The following is a 23,471-nucleotide window of genomic DNA, read 5'->3' on the forward strand; positions in this document are numbered from 1 at the left end:
GGTCGTTCGGCGCCCCGCCCGTTCAGCGTCGCGGCGGACGCCAGCCGCGGGCCCGGCCGCGCGGGACGGCCAGCGCTGCCCATCCGGCGAGGAGGAGAACCCCGAGTCCGGCCGCGGCAACCAGCACAGCGGTCCTGGTGGCGTGTTCCCCCTGCGTGTGGTCGGGCATCCGTACGACGCCGGCGTGCGCGTCGGCCCTGGCACCGGCCCCCTTCGTGCCGTCCTCGGGCACCGAGGCGACCGCCGCGTAGGCGTCCAGCCGGGGTACGTAGTCGGGGTAGGCCGTCGAGATCAGGCGCCGGGCGACCTCCGCGGCCGACAGGTCGGGGAAGGCCGACCGTACGAGGGCGGCGGCTCCCGCAGCGTACCCGGCGGCCAGCGAGGCCCCGTTGCCGACGAAGTGCCCGCCGCCCCGCGGCCCGATGCCGACGACGCCGTCGCCGGGGGCCGCCAGGTCGACGTCGACCGGGAGCAGCGCGCCGTCCTGGCGGACGCCCTTGACGTCCACGTCCAGGACGCTCAGCACGCCGGGGAAGGCCGCGGGCCAGTAGTTGCGGGGTGCCGGTGTGCCGGCCCCGGTGCCGCTCGGCGGGTCCGGTACTGCGGCGGCCACGATCAGGCTGTCGTGCTTCGCGGCGTAGGACACCGCGTCGTCGAGCGCGGCCGACTTGGTCTCGAACGCCGCCGACACCTCGACGACCTGGGCACCGGCGTCCACGGCGTCGCGGATGCCTGCCGCGACACCGGCCGCCGAGGGTGTCCCGCGCTCGGTGGTGGCGCGGACCGCGACGATGCTCGCCCGGGGGGCCACGCCGTGGAAGGCGACGCCCTTGGCGGGTGCGGCGGCGATCAGTCCGGCCACGAAGGTCCCGTGGCCGACGCAGTCGTCTCCGCCGCCGCCGAGGGCCTCGACCCGTCCCGCGAGGGTGAGCGCCTCGGTGGAGACGCCCGTGTCGACGACGCCGACCTTGACCCCCGCGCCCTGGGAGATCCGTGCGGCGCGGAGCAGTTCCAGGCTCTGGTGCTCCCAGGGCACGGCCGTGGCCTTTGCCGTGGACCGCTTGGTGCAGTCGGCGTCGTCGGCCAGCACAGCGGTCATGACGGGCAGTCTGACGGTCGGTGTGCCGTCGGCGGCAGCGGCGGCGGGCCCCACGGCCAGCACGGCCGTCGCCGTCAGGGCCGGTGGCAGCAGGACCGCCGCACCCAGACGTACGGCCGGCCGCAGCAGTCCCGTCGCACCCGTGCGCACGGCGGGCCGCAGTCCCGCACGCGGGCGCAGGGTTCGCTCTCCCGGTCTGCGGATCATGCGGACAGTCCCTCCCGCCGTGGGGCGTCCTGGGGCAGCAGCAGCCGCAGGTCCTCCAGGCCGGGCGCCGCCATGCGGCTGATCCGGCCGGCCTGACGCGTCATCATGCCCTCCAGTACCTGGCGTGCCAGGCGCGCGTTGCCGAAGGACCGGTCGCGCGGCAGCGTCTCGAAGTACTCCCGGAGCACCTGCCCGGTGCCGGGTCCGCACTCGTAGCCGGATGTCGCGGCATGGGCCCGCACGATCGTGACCAGTTCGTCGGAGGAGTAGTCGGCGAACTCGACGCGGCGGGAGAACCGCGAGGACAGGCCCGGGTTGGACGCCAGGAACCCCTCGATCTCCTCGGTGTACCCGGCGACGATCACGACCACCTCGTTACGGTGGTCCTCCATCAGCTTCAGCAGCGTGTCGACCGCCTCGCGGCCGAAGTCGGACGCCGAGGCGCCCGCCGGGGTGAGGGTGTACGCCTCGTCGACGAACAGCACACCGCCGATGGCCCGCTCGAACACCTCACGGGTCAGCTGTGCGGTGTGGCCGATGTACCGGCCCACCAGATCGGCGCGGGAGACCTCGACGAGCTGGCCGCGGGGCAGCACGCCCAGCGAGGCGAGCAGTTCGCCGTACAGGCGGGCCACGGTCGTCTTGCCGGTGCCGGGCGGGCCGGTGAAGACGAGGTGGTGGCTGATGCGCGGCGCTGGCAGGCCCGCGGCCTCGCGCTGACGCGCGGTGGACAGCAGGTTGACCAGGTCGGTGACGTCCCGTTTCACGGCTGCCAGACCCACCAGATCCCCCAGTCGTGCCAGCGGGTTGGTCTCGTCCGGGGTCTCCTCGCCCGATACGGCGGCGGCCGCCTCGGGGCCCACGTCCTCGGGCAGCAGCAGTTGCAGGTCGCTCTCGGAGATCTCGGCGAGACCGGCCAGCCGGGTCGCCTGGCGTTCCACCATCTCCTCGAACACCCGGCGCGCCTCGCGGCCGTTGCCGAACGTGGCGTCCTTGGGCATGCGGTCGAAGCGCACGGCCAGTGCCCGGTGGGTGGACTCCTCCATCCGGTACTGGTGGCCGAGGCACATCTTCTCGACGATTGAGCCCAGTTCGGGCACGGTGTAGTTCTCGAACTCGATGGTCCGGGAGAAACGGGAGGCGAGGCCCGGGTTGGACGCCAGGAAGTCGTCCATCTGGGAGGAGTAGCCCGCGGCGACGACCACCACGTCGTCGCGGTGGTCCTCCATCAGCTTCAGCAGTGTGTCGACCGACTCGCGGCCGAAGTTGGCGCCGGATCCCTTGCCGTCGGACAGCAGCGTGTACGCCTCGTCGATGAACAGGACGCCTCCGAGGGCCTGGTTGAAGGCCTCGGTGGTCTTGATGGCGGTACCGCCGACGATCTGGGCGACGAGGTCGGCCCGGGAGACCTCGACCAGGTGTCCCGACCGGAGGGTGCCGAGCCCGGCGAGGATGTTGCCGTAGAGCCGGGCCACGGTGGTCTTGCCGGTACCCGGGGGGCCGGCGAAGACCAGGTGCCGGCTCATCGGCGGCGCCGACATGCCGAGTCTGGCGCGGTGCTGGGCGAGTTGGGTGAGATTGACCAGCGTACGGACCTGCTGCTTGACGTTGTCCAGGCCGATCAGGGCGTCGAGCGCGGCCAGCGAGGCGTCGTCGCCCGAGCCGTCGCCGTACTCCTGGGTGCCGGGGGAGGCGGCCGGGTCGGTGCCCTCGGCGTCGCCGACGCCCCACGCGTCCCGCTTGCCGTTGCCCGCGCTGGTCAGGCCCTCCACGGCCACCCGGTCACCCGCCTTGGCCTGGATCAGGCCGCCGCCCTCGTTGTCGCGGACGGTGCAGTTGACCACGGAGACCGGGGAGTCGGACTCGATGCGCACGCCGTCCTTGCCGCTGCCGCTGATCTCGCAGGAGTTCAGGGCCGCCCGCCCGCCGTCGGCGATCAGCACGCCCTGCTCGGTGCTCTCGTGGGCCGTCACCCGGGTCGCGGTCAGGTCGCCGTCGTTCTCGACCAGGACGCCGCTGAGCGCCGCCTTGCTGATCGCGCAGTCCCGCACCGTCATGGTGCCGCCGGCGCCGACGGAGAGCCCGGCACCCTCCGGGGCGTCCACCGTTCCCCCGCCGACGTAGACGTTGCCGTCGTCCGCCACGCGGACACCCGCGCCCCCGGGCCGCTCGATCAGGCAGTCCTCGAGGCGGCCCCGGCCGTCCTTGACCACCTCCACGCCGTGTCCCGCCGGGGAGATGATCCGGGCCCGGCGGACCAGCGGATTGGCGCCGGTGCGCACACAGATGCCGACGCCCTTGGCGTCCACGACCTCCAGCCGGTCCAGTTCGGCCGCGGACTCCTCCTCCAGCAGCAGCGCCGTGCCGGCGCAGTCCCGGACCGTCAGGCGGACGAAGACCGGCGAGGCCGATCCCGTCACTCGCACCGCCGGCGCCTCGCAGGAGTCCGCCCAGCAGTCCTCGAACGTGCCGCGGGAGCGGTCCGTGACGAGTACCGCGTGCTCCTTGGTACGGGCCACCCGGCAGCGGCGCAGCAGCGGATCGCTGCCCTTGCCCACGGCGATGCCGACACCGGAGGTGTTCGTCACCCGCACGTCCTCGAAGACGGTGCGCGACTCGCTCGTGATGTGCAGGCCCGTGGACGTGTCGTGCAGCACCGTGCGCAGCACACTGGTGGTGCTGCGGCCCTCCAGCGCCACCGCCGGCTGGTCCGTGGAGGAGATGTCGCACTCCTCGACCGATCCCTGGGCCTCGCCGTTGGCCAGGACGCCGTTGCCGCGGGCGTCGCGGATCGTGCAGCCCCGCACGGTGACCCGCCCCTGTTCACCGATCACGACGCCCGTCGTGCCGAGGTGTTCGAGTGTGGAGGACTCCACGGAGCTGTCCGCGGGAGAGGTGACGACGACGCCGGCGCCCGTGCCGTTGGTCACCCGGCAGTCGCGCAGGGCCAGCGAGCCGCTGTTGCGGGCGAGCAGCGCGGTCCACGAGGAGGCCGCGATCTCGCAGCCGTCCATCGCCACCTGTCCACGGGGCGCGTCGACGACCGGAAGTTCCTCGTCACGGCCGCGCAGCACCAGGTCGGTGAGCATGACGGCGTCCGCCTTCAGCGTCAGGGCGGTGCCCCGGCGCGGGGCTATCTCCACGGTGCCACGTGCCTGGGCGGCTACGATGGTGACCGGCGTGGTGATCGTCAGATTCTCCGGGTAGGTGCCGGGAAGGACGCTGAGGACCGCGCCACTGCGCGCTCTGGCCAGCGCCTCCCCGATCGTTGACAAGCCGTCGGCGCTGTCCGGGCCGACGGTGAGTACCTGGCGAGACACGCGTGGTTCCTCCTCAGACGGACACCCCGGAAAGCCGCGAACTGGGAGTGTCTTGCACGGGCAGCGACCATGTTGCCGTGCGCCCAGGTCGCTGGGTTGACGGACCGGGTGGACACGTCGGCAACCGTGCGGCGGATACCTGTCTTGTCATCGGCCCTGCCGACACCCCACTCGATTGCCTCGGTGGCCCTCGGCCGACCCGGGACCAGAGTAGTTGAGGTTCAGCGGCATGGGGGAACCATGTGCCGACCGGGACACATATGTCACGGGTGATGACGTGCCTCGGTATACGTCAGCCCTGGCACATGTCGGCCCTGGGGTGCGCCATCCCCGGCTCCAGGCGAGCCGGCCGGGCACCCAGGCATCGGAACGCCGCCCGGCCGAGAGGCCGGGCAGCGTTCCGATGTGCGCCACAATGTGTTTCCCCCTTTCTCTCTCCTCTCCCTTCCTGCCCGCCCTCATAGATCGGCCCGATATACTCACCTGCCAACGGCCCGTCAGGGTGTGCTCGCCGCCGCGGACCGATCCCTCCGGCTGCTTCTGCCGCACCGTTCGCTGCACCCCTTCGAGTCGTCGGTCACGGGCCGGTATGAGTCACATGCCATACGTCGTGGCGGTCGTGGCGGCGAACCGGGACGGCGGTGGATCTGCCTTATGTGTGGCGGACCGGACCGCCCGGGAGACCCGTCGAAGTCCGTCCACGACACGGCTCCGCGCCCGCGCCTCGCTCGAAAGGAACACATGAAGCCTCCACACACACCCCGGTCGGCGCGCGATCTCCCCAAGAGAGTCCCGGGCAGCACCCGTTCCATCGGGCGCGGTGCCGGGCCCGCTCAGGACGGTGACCCGGCCGGTAACAGGCAGCCGACCGCGCCGGACGGCGGCGACCCCATACCCGACGCGGCCGGCCAAGGCGCCCGTCCGCCCCGGCTCACGCAGTTCTCCTCGCTCGGGTCGCGGAGCAACGCCGGCCGCGGCCCCACGGCACCGACCCCGGTGGCCGGCGCTCCGGCGGACGGGTCGGCCGGAGAACGTTTCGACGAGGACTTCGCACGTCACCGCGGAGCGCGGAGAACCCCCGCTCCGGACATCGTCGTACCGCCCGCTCCGGCCGGCCGCCGTCCCAAGGACAAGACCCGGCGCGAGGGTTCACGGGGTGCCCTGGTCGTCGTGGGCGTCGTGGGACTGCTGGCGGCGGGCAGTGTCCTGCTGACCCTCGGCCTGATCAACGGCGACCAGGGCGCGGAGCGTGACAGGGCGTCGGTGACCGTCGCCCCCGACCTTCACAGCAGTGACGTCCTCGACGGGCTGACCGCGCCTTCGGCGAGCGCGGCCGGCAAGCAGGCCGACGGTTCACAGAAGCCCGCGCCGTCGGCGTCGCCCACCAGGAGCGCGTCGGGCACACTCTCCGCGTCCCCAGGCGCGCACGTCAGCGCCTCGGCGAAGGCGACGACCAAGGCCGGAACGACCGCACAGGCCGCAGTGCCGGGGACAGGCGTCTTCAGCCACGCGTCCCACCGCTGCATCGACGTCGTCGGCGGCAAAGGCGTGCCGGGCACAGGGCTGGTGATCTCGGACTGCTCGCAGTCCGCCTCGCAGCACTGGACGTTCACGGGCGGAACCATGCGCTCGCTCGGCATGTGCGTGCAGCTCGCGGGCGGCTCGACCGCTGATGGGACGGACCTCGTCCTGGCGACGTGCGACGGCGGTGCGGCGCAGCGGTTCGTGCTCAACTTCCGCCATGACCTGGTCAGCGGTCTCGCCAACAAGTGCGCGGACGTGCGCGACCAACAGACCACGAACGGCACCCGGCTCCAGCTGTGGTCCTGCGCCGGTAGCCCCAACCAGAAGTGGTCCACGGACTGAGTGCCTGTTGACCGAGGGCGGCGAGGTTCTGATACGCCTCTAGGGTGTTCAGCCCGGAAGTCCATCGACCGGCCTGGAGATGCCATGACCCTGCAGATGCAGTTGGTTGCGATAACGCTTGACTGCCCCGATCCACTGGCTTTGGCTGCGTTCTATCAGCAGGCCACCGGCCTTGAACCGCACCCGAAGTCGGACGCCGACTTCGCGGGCCTCAACGGTGAGCACGGACTCTTGATCGGTTTTCAGCGGGTTGCCGACTACCGGGCTCCGAGTTGGCCCGACCAAATCGTTCCGCAGCAGCTGCACATCTGCTTCAAGATCGAGGAGGGCCTGGGCGAAGCCGAGGCCCGGCTGCTGGAGTTGGGTGCGAGCAAGCCGGATCACCAGCCTCACGGGGACAGGGCGCGGGTCCTCACCGATCCGGCTGGGCATCCCTTCTGCATCAGCACAATCTGATTGCCGGAAGCGGACTGCTGGGGACGACGTGGTTGTCGAGGAAGTTCCGGCAGACGCTCCCCGCCCCGACCGGTGACACACCGGGCGACCCGCCGGAGGTGCGGTCAGCCGCCGACGCTGCGCGCACCCGGGGTTGTCGACGAGTTGTCGAGGGACAGCGGACGGCCGGGGCGAGATCTCAGTCTCGCCCCGGCCCATGACCTTTCGGTCGGTTCACCGTTGCGGCGGCACCCGTCAGCGCAGCTTGTACGCCGTGGGAAGGGTCTGCTCGACAGTGTTGCCCTGGCTGTCGGTCGCGCTGATCCGCAGCCCGACGCCCTCGGCCGCCTGCTTCCGGCTCGGGTTCTTGATCTTCGCGGTGAAGGTGTCCGTCCCGGCTTCCTTGGTGGACACCGGACGCCAGGTCTTGCCCCCGTCGTAGCTGGCCTCGACGTACAGGGAGGTCAGCTGGGGCGAGGCGGTGAGGCCCTCCTGGTGATAGCCGGTGATCGTGATCTGATGGGTGGCCCCGGCCTTGGCGGTGTTGTCCAGGGCCAGACCGAGGTCGTACCGCAGGAAGGTCAGCGGCTCCGGACGGCAGGCCGCCCGGTTGTCGCCGACCACCTTGCCCACACAGGGGTGAAGCTGCGGAGCATCATCCTTGGCCGGCTTCTCGGAGCTGTACGTCCATTCCGTCCTGACCCCGTTGGTCCTGGCCTCGAACGTGTACCGGGCCGATTCCGCCGACAGGTCGTAGCCGGCGAGCTTGCCGGTGATGGTGAGGAGCCCCCAGTAGTCGAACTGCAGTGGCGTCAGACGCCGTTCGACTTCGCCACCGGACTGGTTGCGCAACGTGAAGTCGCAGGTGTAGTCGAGGGTCGGCTCGGTGGGCGGGGCCGTCGGACCACAGGCATAGGCGCCGAAGAGGAGTTCCGTGAGTTGGTCGTTGTCGACGATTCCGGCCATTGCCTGGCGGGCACCGCCGCTGCTGGTCAGCTGGAAGGTCGGGTAGAAGGTGTCGCCCTGCCGGCAGCCCGAGCACGGCGTTGACGTGTCGAACAACATTCCGGACTTGCTCCGCACCTGCGGCGCGGCGCCCGGTACGAGCGGTCCCTGGTTCCAGTGGACTTCGTCCTGCCCGGTGAGAACCATCTCCCGGCTCTCACTGCGGTCCCGGACCAGGACAGGGTCGTCTCCGTGGTCGGCCCAGGCGGTGAGGAACTGGCTGATGGCGTTGTTCTGCCGTTTGATGAAGGTGGTCATGGTCTGCTGTGTGGCCGCACGGGGCAGGTACATGCTGATCCCGCCCGGCATGGAATCCGACAGCTGCGTCCAGGCCATGTTGGTGACCACTCCGGGCCGGTCGGCGTGGAAGTAGTGGTCGGCCCTGTCGAGTTGCTCCATACCGACCCGGCGCTCGGGGTTCGAGGCGATCCGACCGTCCGAGTAGTAGCGGGCGGCATAAGCCCTCGGCGTGGCTGCGCCTCCGAGAGTGATCTCGACGTCGGCGTCGGCCTTGATCCTCGTGATCAGGCGGTCCGCCTCGATGTCGGGCACCCGCACGATCGGCAGTGCGGCGTACGGCTGGACCTCTGGGCAGCTCTTCGGCCCGTCGGTGCAGACGGTGCTTTGTGCGGAGCCGCCCAGTGAGGTGAGACCCGGCGCCGCGACCAGTACACCGACGGCGCCGGCGGCGGCAGCGGCGGCCACCCGCTCGTCCCTGAGCTTCGGGAAGTCACAGGTGTCCTGGCAGATGTCGGTCGGCGTCAGCAGCACCAGCTTGCCCCGGGCGTCTGTGTCGGCGAGCTCGGAGGCGGTCCCGGTGCCCGCGTAGACCACCGGTAGGTCTCCCTTGATCGGCAGTCGCGCGATCGGGACCGAGACATTGCGACGGACCGACTTCCCGTCCTCGAGCCATGTCTGCGAGCCGACGAGCGAGACGTCCGGGGTCCGGTAGCGGGCGGCCAGGCTGAAGGGAGCACCGCCGCCGGTGGCCTTCATGGTGACGACGGGAGTCGTCTGCACGGTGGAGATCTCCTCGGTGAGGGTTCCCGTGCGCACCTTCTCGGTCGGCAGCGTCCACCAGTTGGTCGTGCCGTCGTACCCGGTCACCATGGAGGCCGAGATCACCCATGCACGGTCCGCCGAGTACCGGGTCGTGAGGTCGACCATCTGGTAGACCTCGGTGGTCTCCGGGAACTGCACGCTCACCCGCTTGAGGTCGCGCAGGTCCAGCGTGACCGTGGTCGCCTCGCTGAGACTCACCTCCGGCGCCATCGGTGTGGCTTGCTGCCACTCCCCGGACGCGTCCCGCCACTTGACAGGGAAAGTGGCCGCGTAGGTTCCGGTGAAGAGCGACGCGGTGACCTTCTCCCCGCCGGCGACGAGCGCCGGAACCCTGCCGAGGCCGGGGATCTCGTCGTCGTCCACCGGTATGAAAGTGGCGTAGCCGTACCGGATGTCGGTGGCACCCGGCGGGGGTACGACCTTCACGGTCAGGGGAAGCTTCGGGGGCTCTAGGTAGGTGGTGACCGGTGTGGCCGCCCACAGGGCTCCCGAGGAGTCCCTGGCGCTCAGCGTGCCCGTGTAGTTACCGAAGGCCCCGTCGGTGTCGGCCCCCCGGCCGTCGAGTGTCGCCGACACCTCGGTCGATCCGCCCGCAGGCACGACCACCTCATCCGTGCTGAGGCTGACCAGGCCGGCCGGGGCGGGCTTCCCGGCGGAGGAGAGCGACGCCGTGAGGTGCAGCGTGGTCGCCTCGTCGGTGTGGTTGACGTAGGTGACCTTCTTCGTCAGCGGTGTGTGCGGGTACGCCAGGCGGCCGAAGCCCAGGTTTCCCGCCGTGGTGATCCGCGGATCGATCGCGGCGGCGACGTTCACCCGCCCGACACCCTGCGCGGTCGCGGCGTAGCCCAGGTCGGTGGCCGTGCTCATCAGCAACGACTTGATCTGCCGGCCGGTCAGGTCCGGATGCTGCTCGGCGACGATGGCCGCGGCACCGGTCACATGCGGTGTGGCCATCGAGGTCCCGTTGGACGAGATGTAGTACTCGTTCACCGGCGTGCCCAAGGTTGTACCGGCGGCACGTGCCGCGACGATGTCGGCACCCGGAGCCGCGATGTCCGGCTTGGCGGCGCCGTCCCCGACCCGCGGTCCGCGGCTGGAGAAACTGGCCATCCTGTCCTGCTTGTCCACCGCCGCCACGGTCAGTGCCTCGTCGGCGGAGCCCGGGTTGTTGACCGTTCCGCTCGTCGGACCGCTGTTGCCCGCCGCCACCACGAACAGGGTTCCGGTGCTGCGGCTGAGCTCGTTGAGCGACTGGCTCAGCGGGTCGGTCCCGTCGGTGGGGACATCGCCGAGGCTCATGTTGACGACCTCGGCCCCGGAGTGGGCGGCCCACTCCATGCCCGCGATGATCGCGTCCTCAGGGCAGTGCCCGGTGTCGTCGCAGACCTTGCCGACCCGCAGCTTGGCGCCGGGGGCGACACCCTTGTACCGCCCGTCGGACGCGGCGCCGGTGCCCAGGATCGTGGACGCCACGTGGGTGCCGTGCCCGTGCCCGTCCCGGGCGCCGTTGGGGTTGCCGGTGAAGTCGACCTGGTCGACGATGCTTCCGGCCACGTCCGGGTGATTGGGGTCGATGCCGGTGTCCAGCACTGCCACGGACACGCCCGTGCCGTCGTACCCGCGGTCCCAGGCGACCGGCGCGCCGATCTGCGGCACGGACGTGTCGAGGGTGACCTCGGCCATCCCGTTGAGCCACACCTTCTTGACCCCGGACAGCGACCCGGCGGACCGGGCGACGCTCGAGCGGGTGTCCGTCTTGCCCTTCACCTGCTGCCACCACCGGCCGCCGCCGTCGATCTTCATCGAGCGGCCGTTGACGCTCGGCAGCGCCTTGCCGCCGGTCGCACCGGCCGGCTTCGGAGCCTTGGCCGCGGCACTCCTGTCGGTGTAGGTGACGAGCACCGGCACCTCGCCGGTCTTGCCGGCCGCGGTGAGTTCCACCAGTTCGGTCAGGTCGAAGAGCCCCCAGTCGAGCAGTCCCCCGTCGAGCAGTCCGAGTGCGTCGTTCGGCACGAAGTGCACGGTGCCCAGGTGGGTGATGGTCTGGAAGACGACCGGGGTGCTCTCGGGCCGCGCCGCGCTCTCGACGTTGCGGACGACCGGTCGGCCGTCAGTGTCGACGCCGACGTCCACCTTGTCACCGGTGATCAGCGTGACCGGTACGGTCCCGCCGGCCGCGGAGACGATCTTGCGCAGGTCGTCATCGGCGGTCGGTGACACCTTCTTCTGCACGGCGTCCGGGTGCGACGGCTGCCGGGCCGAATCGGTGGCCCCCGCCGTGGGCGACATGATCGCCCCGAAGATGGCCAGACCAACGGTCACCGCGCCCAAGCGCGTTCTGAGACGCTGCGTTGTCGGACTTCGCTTCATCTATCGATCTCCTGTTGGATTCACGAGGAACATCTGGGGAGGGCGGACCGCGTGAGAGCACAAGGTCGTCGCCCGGGCAAGCACGGTCCGGCCACGCGCCTCACTAGAGCGGTTCGTACTCGTCGACGTCGTCGGCATCGCCCTCGCTCCGGGTGGTGGGGGCGTCTGCCGGCCCGGCCGGCGGTCCTGCCGGTAATGGTTCGTCGTTCGGCCGGCGTGCCGGCACGGCTGGGTCACCTGCCGGCTGGGGTACAGACGGTTCTGCGGGCACCATGGCGACGAGTGTGCAACCGAGCCCGGTTGCGGCTCGATTGGTCAGATGCGGGATTTAAAGCCGTCGCCCGCTCACACGTATTTCTTCGCGTCCGGTCGAGGACGGTGGAATTTTCTCGTCGCCCGTCGGCGGTTGCCCCTGCTCACCGACGAGACCCGACTCCACGACCTTGAGCGCGAGTACGGTACGCGACGTCACACACAGTTTGCGCATGGCTGACTTCAACTGGCTGGCCACGGTCTGCGTCGACACCCCCAGCGCCTCGGCGATCTGACGGTTCGTCCGGCCGCCGACCAGCAGACGAGCCACCTCCAGCTCGCGCGGGGAGAGCCGGTTGCCGTAGCCGGGGCGGCCCCGCCCCCGCGCCGCCCGGGTGTCCCGCCCTCGCTCGTTCAGGGTCTCTGCCACCCGGTCGGCGTCGTTGTGGGCGCCGAGGTCCGCCAACGCCCGCGAGACGTCGGACAGGATCAGCAGGCCGGCCTCGTGCGGGTCGGCGGCGAGCAGGCAACGGGCGTGGCGTTCCCGAGCGAGCAGGGCGTCGTACGGGCGCGGCAGTGCCTGCCATGCGTCGGCCGCCCGGGCGAACAACCCTGCGGCGTCGGTGAGTCGGCCGTCGGCTTCGGCCAGCATGGCGCGGCACAGCACCAAGGATGCCTGCGGCGCCGGAGCGTCCGTGCCGCCCAAGGCCCGTTCGAACGTGGTCACCAGGTCGGCGGCGTGGCCGAGCCGGCCGGCGGCCACCAGGGCCGCGACGCGTACCGGCGCGACCTCGACCGCCCGGGACCAGATTCCCGTGCCCACGCTGATCTCGGCCGGTTCCTCCGTGAGGCGGAGTGCCTCGTCGATGTCGCCGTCGCGCAGACACAGTTGGGCCAGCGCGGCCGCGGCCTCGATACGTTGCTGGTCGTCCTGTGCGGCGAAACGTAGCCGCTCCGCGGCCTCTGCCCGGTCTCCGGCGGCAGCTTGGAGCAAGCCCGCCACGAGGATCGCCTCGCACCGGTCCTTCAGCGGCACCCCGTCCTCGTCGTCGATCAGCCGGGACGCTCTCTCGGCAAGTCCCGCCCAGGCGCCGGTGAACCAGTCGAGGTGGGCCCGGCTCGAGGCGATGGGCCCAAGGTAGTCCCGGAGCTCGTGGCGTTCGGCGAGTGCCTGGGCCCCGGCCAGTCGTGCGCCGGCCTCATCGCTCCGTCCCCACCGCATCGCCGCATCGCCGACATTCCTGTGGCCTATCGCGAGCGTCGCCGCCTCCCGCGGATCGGCGGTGTCGTCCGGGATCCGCCGGGCCTCCGTCCACCCGGCCACCTCACCGAGCAGCAGCAGCGCGAAGGCGCGTTCCTGCACCAGACGCAGCCGCTCGTGGGGAGGGATCGACGGCGCCACCGCGGGTGCCTCGCCCAGCCACCGCAGATGCTCCGACACGGGCTGCGCGTTCCCGAGGGGCAGGGCGAGGAGGGTTCGGGCTCGTGCCGCCTCCAGCGAGTCCGGCGCGAGGTCGGGCACCGCTCTCAATATCTCGTGCCGACCCGCCTCGATGACACCCGCCACCATGAGCACCCGGCCGATCTGGAATCGGACCGGTGCCTGCTGTTGCGGTGTCAGAGCCTGGGTCCGGAGGGCCGACTGCAGTGATTCAATGATCGCCGAGTACGGGTCGGAGCCGGGCAGCGCCTGAAACTGGATCTCCATCGCCAGCCGCACCAGCGGCTCCACCGGCAGAGCGACGGTGGTGACCAGGTTGTGCAGCAGCAGTGCCGCGGTGGCCACGTCACCGGTCTGCATGGAGAGGTCGGCCGCCCGCTCGGTGTACCGGCACGATGCCTCGACATCGCCGGCCAGCCGGAAGTGCCGGGCCAGCTGCGCCACCGGCGGCACCGGCAATTTCTCCAACGCCCGGCCGGCGCGCACATGCAGGGCACGCCGTTCCCGGGCCGGAATGGCCTCGTACACGGCTTGACGCGCCAGGGCGTGGTGGAACGACCAATGCCCACGTCCGTCCTCACGCAGCAGACCGCACCCCAGCGCATCGGCCGCCGGCTCCGCGAACCGGTCCTCGGACAGACCGGTCACCGCTTTCAGGGTCACGTAGTCGGCCGGAGCGGAGAGCACCGACACGGCGTACAGGACTGCCTGGATATCGGGCGACAGCCGCCCCACGCGTTCCAGCATGGCGTCGCGGATCGTGGGCGGCACCTCGATGCGGTCCAGTCGGCGGCGCGCCCAACCGCCGCCCTGACGGATCAGGTCGGCCCGGTCATGCATCAACCGCACCAACTCCTCGACCGCCAGCGGTATGCCTTCCGTTCGTGCGTGCAGGAAGGCCGCGAACGCGGTCGACAGAGGCTCGTCGGCCAGCATCGAGGAGACGATCGCGGCGGTTTCGCCGATCCCCAGCGGCTTCAGTGCCAGCCTGACCAGGTGTGCGTCGGCGGGCAGCCGTGAGAACAGCTTCAACAGCAGTGAATCGGGGGGCACCTCCTTCCGCCGGTACGTCACCACCACGCTCACCGGCTGGGGTCGGCGCGAGACCAGGAACAGCAGGAACTCCAGAGTCGCCTCGTCCGCCCAGTGCACGTCCTCAAGTGCCAGCACCGCCACGTCGAGCCGGTTGAGCACCTCGACGAACGCATGGAACAGCCGGTGCCGGGCGGCGGTCGCGTCTTCCAGCGGCTCCGGCGTCGGCGGCAGGTCGGCCGCCCACTCGGGAAACAGCGGCCGCAGCGCGCCGCACAGTCCGCTCAGTCCCAGCCCGGAGACGCTGCCGACGCCGTCGCGCACCGCGTCCACGACCGCGCCGAGCGTGTACGGCACGCGCAGCTCCGGGCAGGTGCCGACCAGGACGCGACGGCCACGCTCGCCCGGGGACACCAGGAACTCCCGCAACAGCCGGGTCTTGCCGATGCCCGCCTCGCCGTCGATCAGGACCACGGCAGGCGCTTGCCCGAGCGCCTCGCCGAGCACGGCAACCTCCCGGTCCCGCCCGACGAATCGCGGCACGGAAAGTGCTGGAAGTCGACCGGCATCGGTGTTGGCCCGTCTCACCAGCGCACACCTCCCTCAGCCGGTCACCCGGTTCGTTCAACCTGCCCCGACCACGTGTGGGAGCGAGGAGTGTGACGACGGCCGGTGCCGCACACGGCAACAGGGCGCCGTCGCAGCGTGCAAAGTGAACGCTGTACCTCGGACAGGTGTCCAGATACTCTGCTGGCGGGTTTGGACGGATGACCAACCGCGCCACAGATGTCATGTGCCGATAGACGGAGGTGCGCATACGTGTTCACGGCCCTGGGCATAGCCGAATACGATGAGCAGGTCTATCGGTGCTGTGTGGACCACGGTCGGGTGACCGTCGCGGACATAGCCGCCTCCCTGAGGGCGTCGGAGCACCACGTCCTGCAGTGCCTGACCCGTCTGAAAGACCTCGGGCTCCTGTATGTCACCGGCCGAGGCCACTACCGGGCGACGGACCCGCAGACCGCACTGCTGCCCCTGCTGGCCAGACGTCAGTGGGAGGCGGAGACCGCGCTGGCCTCGGCGCGCACGGAGATCGACCGGATCGCCGAGCGCCACCGGGCGGGCCGGCTGCGCTCCGATCCGGACAATCTGGTGGAGGTCCTGTCGGACCGTGAGCTGATCCTGGAACGGATCGAGGAGATCGGCGCCTGTGTGACCAGCCACGTCTGGGCCCTGGACCGGCCTCCTTACGTGTGCCGCCCGTACGGCCGGCACCACAGCGACGAGGACGAGCTGGGCATCACCACGCAGTGGCTCCGGCGGGGCATCGACGTGAGGTCGATCTACTGCCCGCAGTCCATGGAACGGCCCGGGCGGTTCGCGACACTGCTCCGGCTCGCCGAACTCGGCGAGCGGTCGAGGATGTTGCCGTCCCTGCCGTTCAAACTCCATATCATCGACCAACGGATCGCTCTGGTTCCCCTGTCCGGACCGGCCTACGACGACCTCGTCGTCATCCATCGCTCCGCTGTTCTGGACGCCCTGATGGAGCTCTACGAGGCCTACTGGGCCCGCGCCGAGCCACTCAGCGGACCGGCGCCCGCCCGGGACGACGGTCTCGACGCGGACGATGTCGTCCTGCTCGGCATGCTCAAAGCCGGGCTGAAGGACCAGGCCATCGCCCACCAGCTCGGGTGCAGCACACGCACCGCCACCCGGCGCGTCGCCGCCGTCCTGGCCAAGCTGGGCGCCGACACACGCTTTCAGGCGGGCGTCCGGGCAGCCACCCGCGGACTGATCTGACCGGCCACGCGCCCGGCACGGCCCTGGCTCCAGCTGTCCTGATCGTCGGCCGGCGGAGGCCGCCTATGTGGACGTCGAGGCGATCGGCGCGTTCAGCAGCGCCTCGGCACCGCTGGAGGACGCCTGGCGTGCGGATCCCGGGCACGGCGCGTCCCTGCGCTCCGCGACCGCGGCGGTCCAGCCCGTGCTGAACAGCGACGGCGACCTCACGACGGCCCACCGGCTGCTGGTCGGCGCCATCGAGGAGGGCAGCCACGGCTACGACGCCGAGGACCCGGCACTCATCGACGCGCTGCACTTCCTGCTGCTGTGCAACTACGGGGCCCGCGAGGAGCCGTGGACGTCCTGTTACGCGGCCGTCTCCCGGCTGCGCCCCAGTCCCCCGCGGCTGCTGTCGGTGTCCGCGCGGACCTGGGGCGACCCGGCCCACGCCGACGTGGCGACGCTGCGGGAGCTGGACGAGATCATCGACAGCACGACGAAGGAGACGGACCCCGCCCGGGTCGTCCGGGTGGGAACCGCCGCGGTGTATCCGGACCGGCCGGCGGCGGTGCGGTGACGGTTCCGGTGAACGCGGTGCGCAGCGCGTTGATGTACATCGGGAGCGTGGCAACGGCGGTGGCGCCGATGAGCAGGCGTCCACCGAAGGCGGAGGGGTTGGTGCCGGTCATGTCTCCATGGTGGTCCGCCGCGCCGGGCGGGGTGTGGCCGTGTGTGCCACAGCGGCTGACCTTCCGTGCCGGTGCGACCGCCGGCCACGCGTCCGGTCAACCGTGCCACCGGCCACATGCCCGGTCAGCCGACCTCGTCGGCCAGCCGGTTGAGCCACTCCTGGAGGAGGGAACGCTCGGCGGGGCTGAGCGCGGTGGTGTCGTCCTGGCCGAGGGCGGCGAGCAGCGCCATGGCACTGCTCGCCACGGTGCCGCCGGGGGCGACGTCGCTTCCCTCGGCGGGCGCGAGCGTGAGGGTGTCGATCACCATCTCGCGGGCCGTGTGGGCGGTCCGCAGGTCGCGTACGGCGTCGGGAAGGCTGATCAGGGTAAGGATCGTGCCCACGCCGGCGGAGTGCATGACCTCGGTCGCGCGCTCGACGCTCATCCGAAGCCGCCCGGCGGCGGCGACCCGGGTGATCATCCGGCGCAGGTCGGCGGCGGCCCGCAGGCCGGCCTGCGGCGTGTGGCCGGGGCGGACCTGGCCGTAGACGAGGGAGTAGTACGCCGGGTGCTCGAGTCCGAAGCGGATGTGCAGGTCCCACGCGTCTCGCAGCGCCTGGACGGGGTCGTCGCCGGTGAGCAGTTCGGCCTTGATTTCGAGGTAGCGCCTGAAGCCGTGCTCCGCGACCTCTTCGAGCAGTCTGTCCTTGTCCCCGAAGATCCGGAAGATCGACGGGGTCGGCACGCCTGCGCGCGCGGCGACGGCGCGGGTCGACACCGCCTCCAGGCCTCCCTCCTCCAGCAGCCCGGCGGCGGCCAGGACGATCTTCTGTCGCAGTGTGGGCCCTGCCTGGTCGGGTGGTGTCTCCGTCGTCACGGATCGACGATATCAGATTTGCGGATCATTGATCCGATCAGTGACACCGTCGGGGTATCAGCCCCGGCGGCCGTACAGCCGGGCGCCCTGCGGATCGCCGAGTTCATATGCGATTCCACCCGACACACATTTCCAGCCAGGGCCACACTCGCCGTTACTCCGATAAATACATGTTTGCTTGTGGGCTCGATGTCGTGGCTTCTATCGCACCGGTGACCCGGGGCCCGGAAACGGATCAGCCGGCCCGCAGGGGCCCCGCGAAGGACTTGCGCAGGGACGCGGGAGCGACCAGGGGGAGCAGCGAGGCGAGCACCTTGCCCTTGAAAGCGCTCGGCTGCCGGGTCAGCTCGATGTCGACCCGAGTGCCGTCACCCTCGGGGGTCATCCGGAACACCCAGCCGCCACCGGCCCCGAACAGCTTGGAGTCGAGCGTGGTGATGGTGACCGTGTCGCCGCCCGGCTCCCACTCGTAGCGGGCGCGCTCCCAGGCGGCGGCGGTGCCCTCGGTGACCTCGGCCCAGGTGTCGCCGAGGTCGTGGACCTCGAAGTGTTCGGCGTCGATCGTCGGCCAGGCCTCGGCGCGGGACGGACCGAAGTCGGTGAGCACCCCCAGTACATCCTTGGGGCTGAGCGTGGAGACGAGGCGGATACGTACGACTGCCATGGGGCTTCCTCACCAAACAAAGTAACTGTCTTGAGCGGTGACGAAAGATTCCCATGCATTTATGTCACCCGTCAAGACGGTTACCTTTGAAAGAGCATCAGTCACGCGTCAGAAGGGTCACGTGAGACATGTGTCCTCGTGCGGGGCGCCCGCGCTGGACCTCGTGCGGGAGTACGGGTTCGTCCCCGCCTTCCTCAGCTCCGGTTCTCGGCCTGGAACATCCAGCTCTGCTTCTCCAGTTCGGCGGTCGAGCCGATCAGCAGGTCCGAGCCGCCGACGTGCTGCGGATCAGTCGTTTGACTGCCGCCCGGAAAGACCTGGATGGCGCGGTGTCTCAGTCCAGCGCCCTCAGCGCCCCGGCGACGGCGGACTCCAGGAACGCCCGGTCGGCGCGCGCCTGGCCCATGACGTGAACACCCTGGACGAACGTGGTCAGGAAGCGGGCCAGTTCCACCGGGCTGCGCTCGCCGCCCAGCTCACCCCGTACCCGGGCGCGCTCCAGCACCTCGGTCAGCACCGACTCCACGGCGGTCATGGCCGTACGCACCTGCTCCACCGTGCCCTCGTGGGCCGCGCGTTCGATGGTCGCATTGACCAGCAGACAGCCACGCTCCGGGGCCGCCGTGTCGGCCGTGACCATCGCGAGCAGCAGCCCCCGCAAGGCCGTACGGATGTCGGCGCCGGCCCGCAGCTCCCGGTCGAGCGACTCGACCAGACCGTCGCAGTAGCGCTTCAGGGCCCGGGCGTAGAGGCCGTCCTTCGAACCAAACGCCGCGTACAGGCTGCCGCTGCCGATCCCCAGCAGCGCCGTCAGCCGCGGCATTGAGGCGGCATGGTAGCCCTGGGTCCGGAACAGGCTCATGGCCTGCTCCACTGCCGTGTCGGTGTCGAACTCACGAGGGCGCGCCACACCGGGATCCTTTCGTCGGCGGAATCCTCGAACATGTACGAGGACGGTGGTCGGGGTGCGGCCTCGGCCGGGGTGTCCTGGGGCGGGAGAACAACGCACGGACCTGACTGTGACGGTACGGCCGGCCCGAGGCATGAGTCGATCGACTGCGAACACCCCGACACCTCGCCTTGGTCCTGTCCGCAGCCGAACCGGCTTCCCTACCGATCCGGGCAGGGGCATGCTCGGCCATGTCTTGTGCGGTGAGCCTCGACGACATTGACGGCAACAGCCCGAGGACCGACATGCAGGTGCACTTGAGCCCCACTGGAGCCCGGTGACGCGCCTCGGCACGCCGCTGCCATCGTCGCGACCCCCGGGGTTCCCCGCACCGGCCAGACGATCTGCAGCAGACCGGACAGGCCGGACGGGTTGCTACCCCGGATGCCCGCGCAGCGCAGCACACGTGTCCCGGCAGCTGCGTGGGAAGGGGGGTGACGAGCGACAGCGTGTGCTGCCCCTCCTTTCGTGCGGCAAGGGGAAAGAGCCCGGTCTGCGCGTTCATCGATGACCCCTGTTCCGCGGCGAACGACCCCACCGGTTCAGGGAGCGCTCCGCCCTGCTCCCATCCCACTGGAGCGGTGCCTGCGGAACCAGGCAGTTCGCATGCAGCTTGCCCCCGCGCGGGGAGGCACCCCCAGGCAGCGGGCGGGCGGGGCTCTGCGTGGGCGCGGGTGAGTACGGCCTGTGGCAAGCGTGGGTCAGTGACACTCGGGCCGGGCGCGGGCCGGTACCGCGCGGGCGCAGCGCGTCGGAGAGGGCCGCGTCAGACCTGCCCGGAGGGGGCCGCGGGAAAGTCCAGGGCACGCGCGTTGGCCCGCATCCGCGCCGCGCGCGGACTGTGGACGGCGCTCAGCAGGTCGGCCGCGCGCAGCCAGCTGGCCCGCGCCCCTGTACGGTCCCCCCGCTCCCGTTGCGCTGTCGCGAGGTGGTCGAGCACCTCGGCCTGGTTGTAGCCGTCAAAGGCGTCTCCGTAGAGCCGCAACGACTCCCGGTAGTCCGCCATCGCTCCGTCGAGATCGCCGAGACGCTGCCTGGCGTAGCCCATGCTGTCCCAAGCGGCCGCCTCGATACGGAGGTTGCCGCATCGCTGCAACAGGGGGATCGCCTCCTCGCACAACGTGATCGCCTCCTCGTACCCGCCGAGCAGGGCGAGGTACCACGCCACCGCGTTCAGCTCGCGGGCCGTCGCTCCGTCGTCCCCCAGCGTGCGGTAGATCTCCAGGGCCCTGCGGGCATGGTGCAGGGCCTGGGTGTGGCGCTTCTGACGACCGCACACCCAGCCCACGCTCCGCTCGGTGGCCGCCCGCTCCGCCGGACCGAGCCGGTGCAGTAGCCCGAGCAGCAACTCGACCTGCCGGTCGGCCTCGTCGAGCCGGCCCGTCTCCGCCAGCGCACGGGCGAGATCCGCGGAGTTCCGCGCGATGGCGATCGGCTCGTCCAGCAGCAGAGCGGCGTCCAGGCCGATCCGTTTGGTCTCGATCTCCTCCGTCCAGCGGCCCGTGACCGAGTAGTAACTCACCCAGTCCTGCGTGAGGTTCATACGGAAACGCAGCAGCCGCGGGTCGTCCATGGAGCGCAGCGCCGCCGCGACCGTCGACTCCTCCTGCCGGAACCAGCCCAGCGCCTCCTCACGGGTGTCCATCACGACGTGCACCACCCCCTCGGCCGGCGGCTCGGCATACTCGGAACTGGCGCGCCCCAGCAACCGGTTGGCCATGTGGGCGTTGTGGCGCAGGTAGTCCAGCAGACGTGTCTCGGCGCCCGGACGGTCGTCCTGCTCCCGCTCGACGAGCTCGGCGCCGTAGACCCGCACCAGGTCGTGCAGCACGTACCGGCCCTCCGAGTCCCGCGACAGCAGGTTCGCCGAGGTCAGCTCGCGCAGCTGCCGCCGGGCCGCCGCCTTCCCGGCCCCCGCGAGCGAGGCGGCGGCCTCCGCCGACACCGACGGCCCCGGATGCAGGGCCAGACATCGGAAGAACCGCGCCGTCTCCGGCGTCAGAGCCCGGTACGACCAGGAGAACACGGCACGGACGTCGACCCGCCGGTCACCGTCCGACAGGGCGTCCAGCCGAGGCCGGGCCTCGCGCAGCTCGCGCACTCCCAGCCCCAGCGGGACCTGCGGCGACACGTTCAACTGGGCACCGACGATCGCGACCGCCAGCGGCAGGAACCCGCACAGCTCCACCAGCTCCGATGCCGCCTCCGGCTCCGCCCGGCACCGCTCCTCACCGATCCGCGCGGCCAGTGCCGCCAGCGCCTCCTCTCGCGTCCACGTGTCCAGACCGACCAGCGAGGCGCCCTCGGTCACGGCCAGACCGGACAGCTGACTGCGCGAGGTGATGATGGTCAGACACCCCGCCGACGCCGACAGCAACGGCCTGACCTGCTCTTCGTCGCGAGCATTGTCGAGTACGACGATCAGCTGCCGGAACGCCGTACGCTCCCGGAACAGCGCACTGCGCTCCTCGGTACCGCGCGGCACCGAGGAACTGGGCACGCCGAGCGCGTCGAGAAACCCGGCGAGGGCCTCACCGGGATCGAGCGGCCGTCCGGTGTCCTCGAAGCCGCGCAGGTTCACATACAGCTGGCCGTCCGGGAACCGGTCCGCCACCTGGTGGGCCCAGTGCACCGCCAGCGTCGTCTTGCCGACCCCCGCCATGCCGCCGATCGCGGAGACGACGACATGTCCTCCGCGCTCGGCGACGTGTGAGGTGAGTCCGTGCACGTGTGCCAAGGCCTCCTCGCGGCCGCGGAACGTCGCGAGGTCGGGCGGCAACTGCCGTGGAACCTGCCTCGTCGACTGCCCCGTGCGGCGCGTCGATGCCTCGACGAACCGCCGGCGCCCGTCCTCGTCCAGCTCCAGGGCATCCATCAGCTCGCTCAGCGTCGCCTGCCGCGGGAGGCTCTGCCCTCGCTCCATGTCGCTGATGGCGCGCACACTCACCCCGGACGCCTCGGCGAGACTCTCCAGTGTCAGCAGTGATCGCTGCCGCGCCTCACGCAACAGCCTGCCGAACTCCGTTCTGTCCATCCCCACCCCCCAGGGGCCTCCGTTCTGGAATGGCCATTAAAGCAAGGGGGTCGACGGGGGGCCGGAGTCAGACCGGGGTCACACCCGCGCCGTCCAGGTTGGTGGTGAAGAAGTCGGTGAGCTTTTCGACGGCGGGGTCGATGTATTCGCGCTTGTCGTAGAGGTCGACGTGGCTGGCGCCCTTGATCCAGTGGAGTTCCTTGGGGCCTGTGGCGCGCTGGTGGGCCTCGATGGCCATCCAGGCGGTGACGGCGCGTTCGCCGATGATCTGCAGGATCGGGCGGGGGCCGATCAGCGGGACGGCGTGGAAGACGTCGCTGGAGGCCATCTTGTCGATGCTCTCCCAGGCCAGGAACTTCGCGGAGCGTTCGTGCTCGCCGCGGGAGGTGCAGTAGTACTCGAAGCCCTCGATGCCGTGCCGACCGCCCAGGACGCCGGCCTGTTCGGCGGTGGCGGGGAACATGGTCATGACGCCGGGGTCCTCGCCGCGGGCGGCGGTGGTGCGCGCCTGGGCGGCGGCGTCCAGGAGACTCTGGAAGACGGCCGGGTCCTGGGTGCCGTCGGCGCCGAGGCGGAACTGGCGGGCGGGTTCGGCGGTGCACACGGTGGCCACGGCCCTGACCCGGTGGTCACCGCCGGTCGCGGCCAGCGAGTAGCCGCCGGAGGCGCAGATGCCCAGCAGACCGATGCGGTCCGCGTCGACCTCGGTGCGGGTGGTGAGGTAGGACACGGCGGCCTTGAAGTCCTCCACCCGCTGGGCGGGGTCCTCCAGACCGCGGGGCAGGCCGCCGGACTCGCCCTGGCAGGCGGCGTCGAAGGCGAGCGTGACGAACCCGCGCTCTGCCATCAGCTGTGCGTAGGTGCCGGAGGTCTGCTCCTTCACGCCGGTACCGGGGTGGCCGACCACCAGCGCCGGACGCGGACCCGGCGCCGCGGTGCCGGGAACGTAGAGGTGAGCGGCGATCGCGATGCCGGCGCTGTCGAACGTGACGCTGGTCCTGGCCATGAGAACAACTCTCCCTGCAAAACGGTGACGGATGTTTCGGCTTGCCCCCGGCCGGCGGACCCCCTGGGGGCCCGCACCCTTCCGGGCACACATCCACACTCCGCCATCCACCCCACCCGCAAAAGAGACAGGTTTCTGCCTGGGAAAGAACCTGGCCCCTCACATCTGCCCCCGGTCCGTGGCGATGCGGTGACACTGGAAAGCATGAATTCGGCATCCGATTCCAGACTCGGGGCCTTCCTCAAAGCCCGCCGGGCGCAGCTCACACCATCCGCGTGCGGGCTGCCCGGGGCGGACTCCGCCCGCAGGGTCGCGGGGCTGCGCCGTGAGGAGGTCGCCCGGCTCGCCGCGATCAGCGTGGACTACTACACCCGGCTCGAACAGGGCCGCGTCCGG

14 protein-coding genes are annotated in these 23,471 nt (G+C 70.8%); 5 read left to right on the plus strand and 9 right to left on the minus strand.

Annotation, left to right across the window (positions count from 1 at the left end; translation table 11 throughout):
- Positions 1-22: 22 nt before the first annotated feature.
- Both IEZ15_RS36745 and IEZ15_RS36750 read right to left on the minus strand, forming a co-directional pair.
- Positions 23-1,306, minus strand: coding sequence for a S8 family serine peptidase (locus IEZ15_RS36745; protein ID WP_189281194.1), 1,284 nt, complete (start codon positions 1,304-1,306; stop codon positions 23-25).
- Positions 1,303-4,626: a right-handed parallel beta-helix repeat-containing protein gene (locus IEZ15_RS36750; RefSeq protein ID WP_189281195.1), complete on the minus strand. Its 3,324-nt coding sequence runs from the start codon at positions 4,624-4,626 to the stop codon at positions 1,303-1,305. Before IEZ15_RS36750 ends, IEZ15_RS36745 begins: the two co-directional genes overlap by 4 nt.
- Before the next feature lie 741 nt (positions 4,627-5,367).
- Here IEZ15_RS36750 and IEZ15_RS36755 point away from each other — a divergent pair.
- Positions 5,368-6,492, plus strand: coding sequence for a ricin-type beta-trefoil lectin domain protein (locus IEZ15_RS36755; protein ID WP_189281196.1), 1,125 nt, complete (start codon positions 5,368-5,370; stop codon positions 6,490-6,492).
- A gap of 84 nt (positions 6,493-6,576) precedes the next feature.
- Positions 6,577-6,948: a VOC family protein gene (locus IEZ15_RS36760; protein ID WP_189281197.1), complete on the plus strand. Its 372-nt coding sequence runs from the start codon at positions 6,577-6,579 to the stop codon at positions 6,946-6,948.
- A gap of 234 nt (positions 6,949-7,182) precedes the next feature.
- Here the strand turns inward: IEZ15_RS36760 and IEZ15_RS36765 are convergent, their stop codons facing one another.
- Complete coding sequence (locus tag IEZ15_RS36765; protein ID WP_189281198.1) at positions 7,183-11,316, minus strand: S8 family peptidase; 4,134 nt, start codon at positions 11,314-11,316, stop codon at positions 7,183-7,185.
- A 376-nt stretch (positions 11,317-11,692) separates the two neighbouring features.
- A complete protein-coding gene (locus IEZ15_RS36770) occupies positions 11,693-14,632 on the minus strand; it encodes a helix-turn-helix transcriptional regulator (protein WP_189281199.1) in 2,940 nt (979 codons plus the stop codon).
- A gap of 276 nt (positions 14,633-14,908) precedes the next feature.
- Here IEZ15_RS36770 and IEZ15_RS36775 point away from each other — a divergent pair, with 276 nt between their 5' ends.
- Together IEZ15_RS36775 and IEZ15_RS36780 are read left to right on the plus strand one after the other, a co-directional pair.
- Complete coding sequence (locus tag IEZ15_RS36775) at positions 14,909-15,892, plus strand: transcriptional regulator (RefSeq protein ID WP_189281200.1); 984 nt, start codon at positions 14,909-14,911, stop codon at positions 15,890-15,892.
- 67 nt (positions 15,893-15,959) lie between these two features.
- Positions 15,960-16,451 (plus strand): hypothetical protein, encoded by a 492-nt coding sequence (locus IEZ15_RS36780; protein ID WP_229846354.1) that lies wholly within the window; start codon positions 15,960-15,962, stop codon positions 16,449-16,451.
- A 236-nt stretch (positions 16,452-16,687) separates the two neighbouring features.
- On the opposite strand, the gene IEZ15_RS36785 is transcribed toward IEZ15_RS36780, so the two are convergent.
- The 5 genes from IEZ15_RS36785 to IEZ15_RS36805 all read right to left on the minus strand — a co-directional run bounded on the left by IEZ15_RS36785 (position 16,688) and on the right by IEZ15_RS36805 (position 23,075).
- On the minus strand, positions 16,688-17,422 hold the full coding sequence (locus IEZ15_RS36785) for a TetR/AcrR family transcriptional regulator (RefSeq protein WP_189281201.1): 735 nt from the start codon (positions 17,420-17,422) through the stop codon (positions 16,688-16,690).
- Positions 17,423-17,657: 235 nt separating this feature from the next.
- Positions 17,658-18,086: an SRPBCC family protein gene (locus tag IEZ15_RS36790; protein ID WP_189281202.1), complete on the minus strand. Its 429-nt coding sequence runs from the start codon at positions 18,084-18,086 to the stop codon at positions 17,658-17,660.
- 334 nt (positions 18,087-18,420) lie between these two features.
- A complete protein-coding gene (locus IEZ15_RS36795; RefSeq protein WP_189281203.1) occupies positions 18,421-18,996 on the minus strand; it encodes a TetR/AcrR family transcriptional regulator in 576 nt (191 codons plus the stop codon).
- A gap of 805 nt (positions 18,997-19,801) precedes the next feature.
- Positions 19,802-22,069, minus strand: coding sequence for an ATP-binding protein (locus IEZ15_RS36800; RefSeq protein ID WP_189281204.1), 2,268 nt, complete (start codon positions 22,067-22,069; stop codon positions 19,802-19,804).
- 67 nt (positions 22,070-22,136) lie between these two features.
- On the minus strand, positions 22,137-23,075 hold the full coding sequence (locus IEZ15_RS36805) for an alpha/beta hydrolase (RefSeq protein WP_189281205.1): 939 nt from the start codon (positions 23,073-23,075) through the stop codon (positions 22,137-22,139).
- Positions 23,076-23,279: 204 nt separating this feature from the next.
- Between IEZ15_RS36805 and IEZ15_RS36810 the strand changes: the two genes are divergently transcribed.
- On the plus strand, positions 23,280-23,471 hold a 192-nt coding region (locus IEZ15_RS36810; RefSeq protein ID WP_189281206.1), incomplete at its 3' end, for a helix-turn-helix domain-containing protein.

The sequence above is a fragment of the Streptomyces atratus genome (assembly GCF_014648655.1).
GTDB classification, from domain to species: Bacteria; Actinomycetota; Actinomycetes; order Streptomycetales; family Streptomycetaceae; genus Streptomyces; species Streptomyces atratus.

Bases quoted from the DNA above. Each gene is read 5' to 3' on its own strand.
- IEZ15_RS36745 (WP_189281194.1), bottom strand. From the start codon at position 1,306: ATGATCCGCAGACCGGGAGAGCGAACCCTGCGCCCGCGTGCGGGACTG.
- IEZ15_RS36755 (WP_189281196.1), top strand. From the start codon at position 5,368: ATGAAGCCTCCACACACACCCCGGTCGGCGCGCGATCTCCCCAAGAGA.
- IEZ15_RS36760 (WP_189281197.1), top strand. From the start codon at position 6,577: ATGACCCTGCAGATGCAGTTGGTTGCGATAACGCTTGACTGCCCCGAT.
- IEZ15_RS36790 (WP_189281202.1), bottom strand. From the start codon at position 18,086: ATGGCAGTCGTACGTATCCGCCTCGTCTCCACGCTCAGCCCCAAGGAT.
- IEZ15_RS36800 (WP_189281204.1), bottom strand. From the start codon at position 22,069: ATGGACAGAACGGAGTTCGGCAGGCTGTTGCGTGAGGCGCGGCAGCGA.
- IEZ15_RS36805 (WP_189281205.1), bottom strand. From the start codon at position 23,075: ATGGCCAGGACCAGCGTCACGTTCGACAGCGCCGGCATCGCGATCGCC.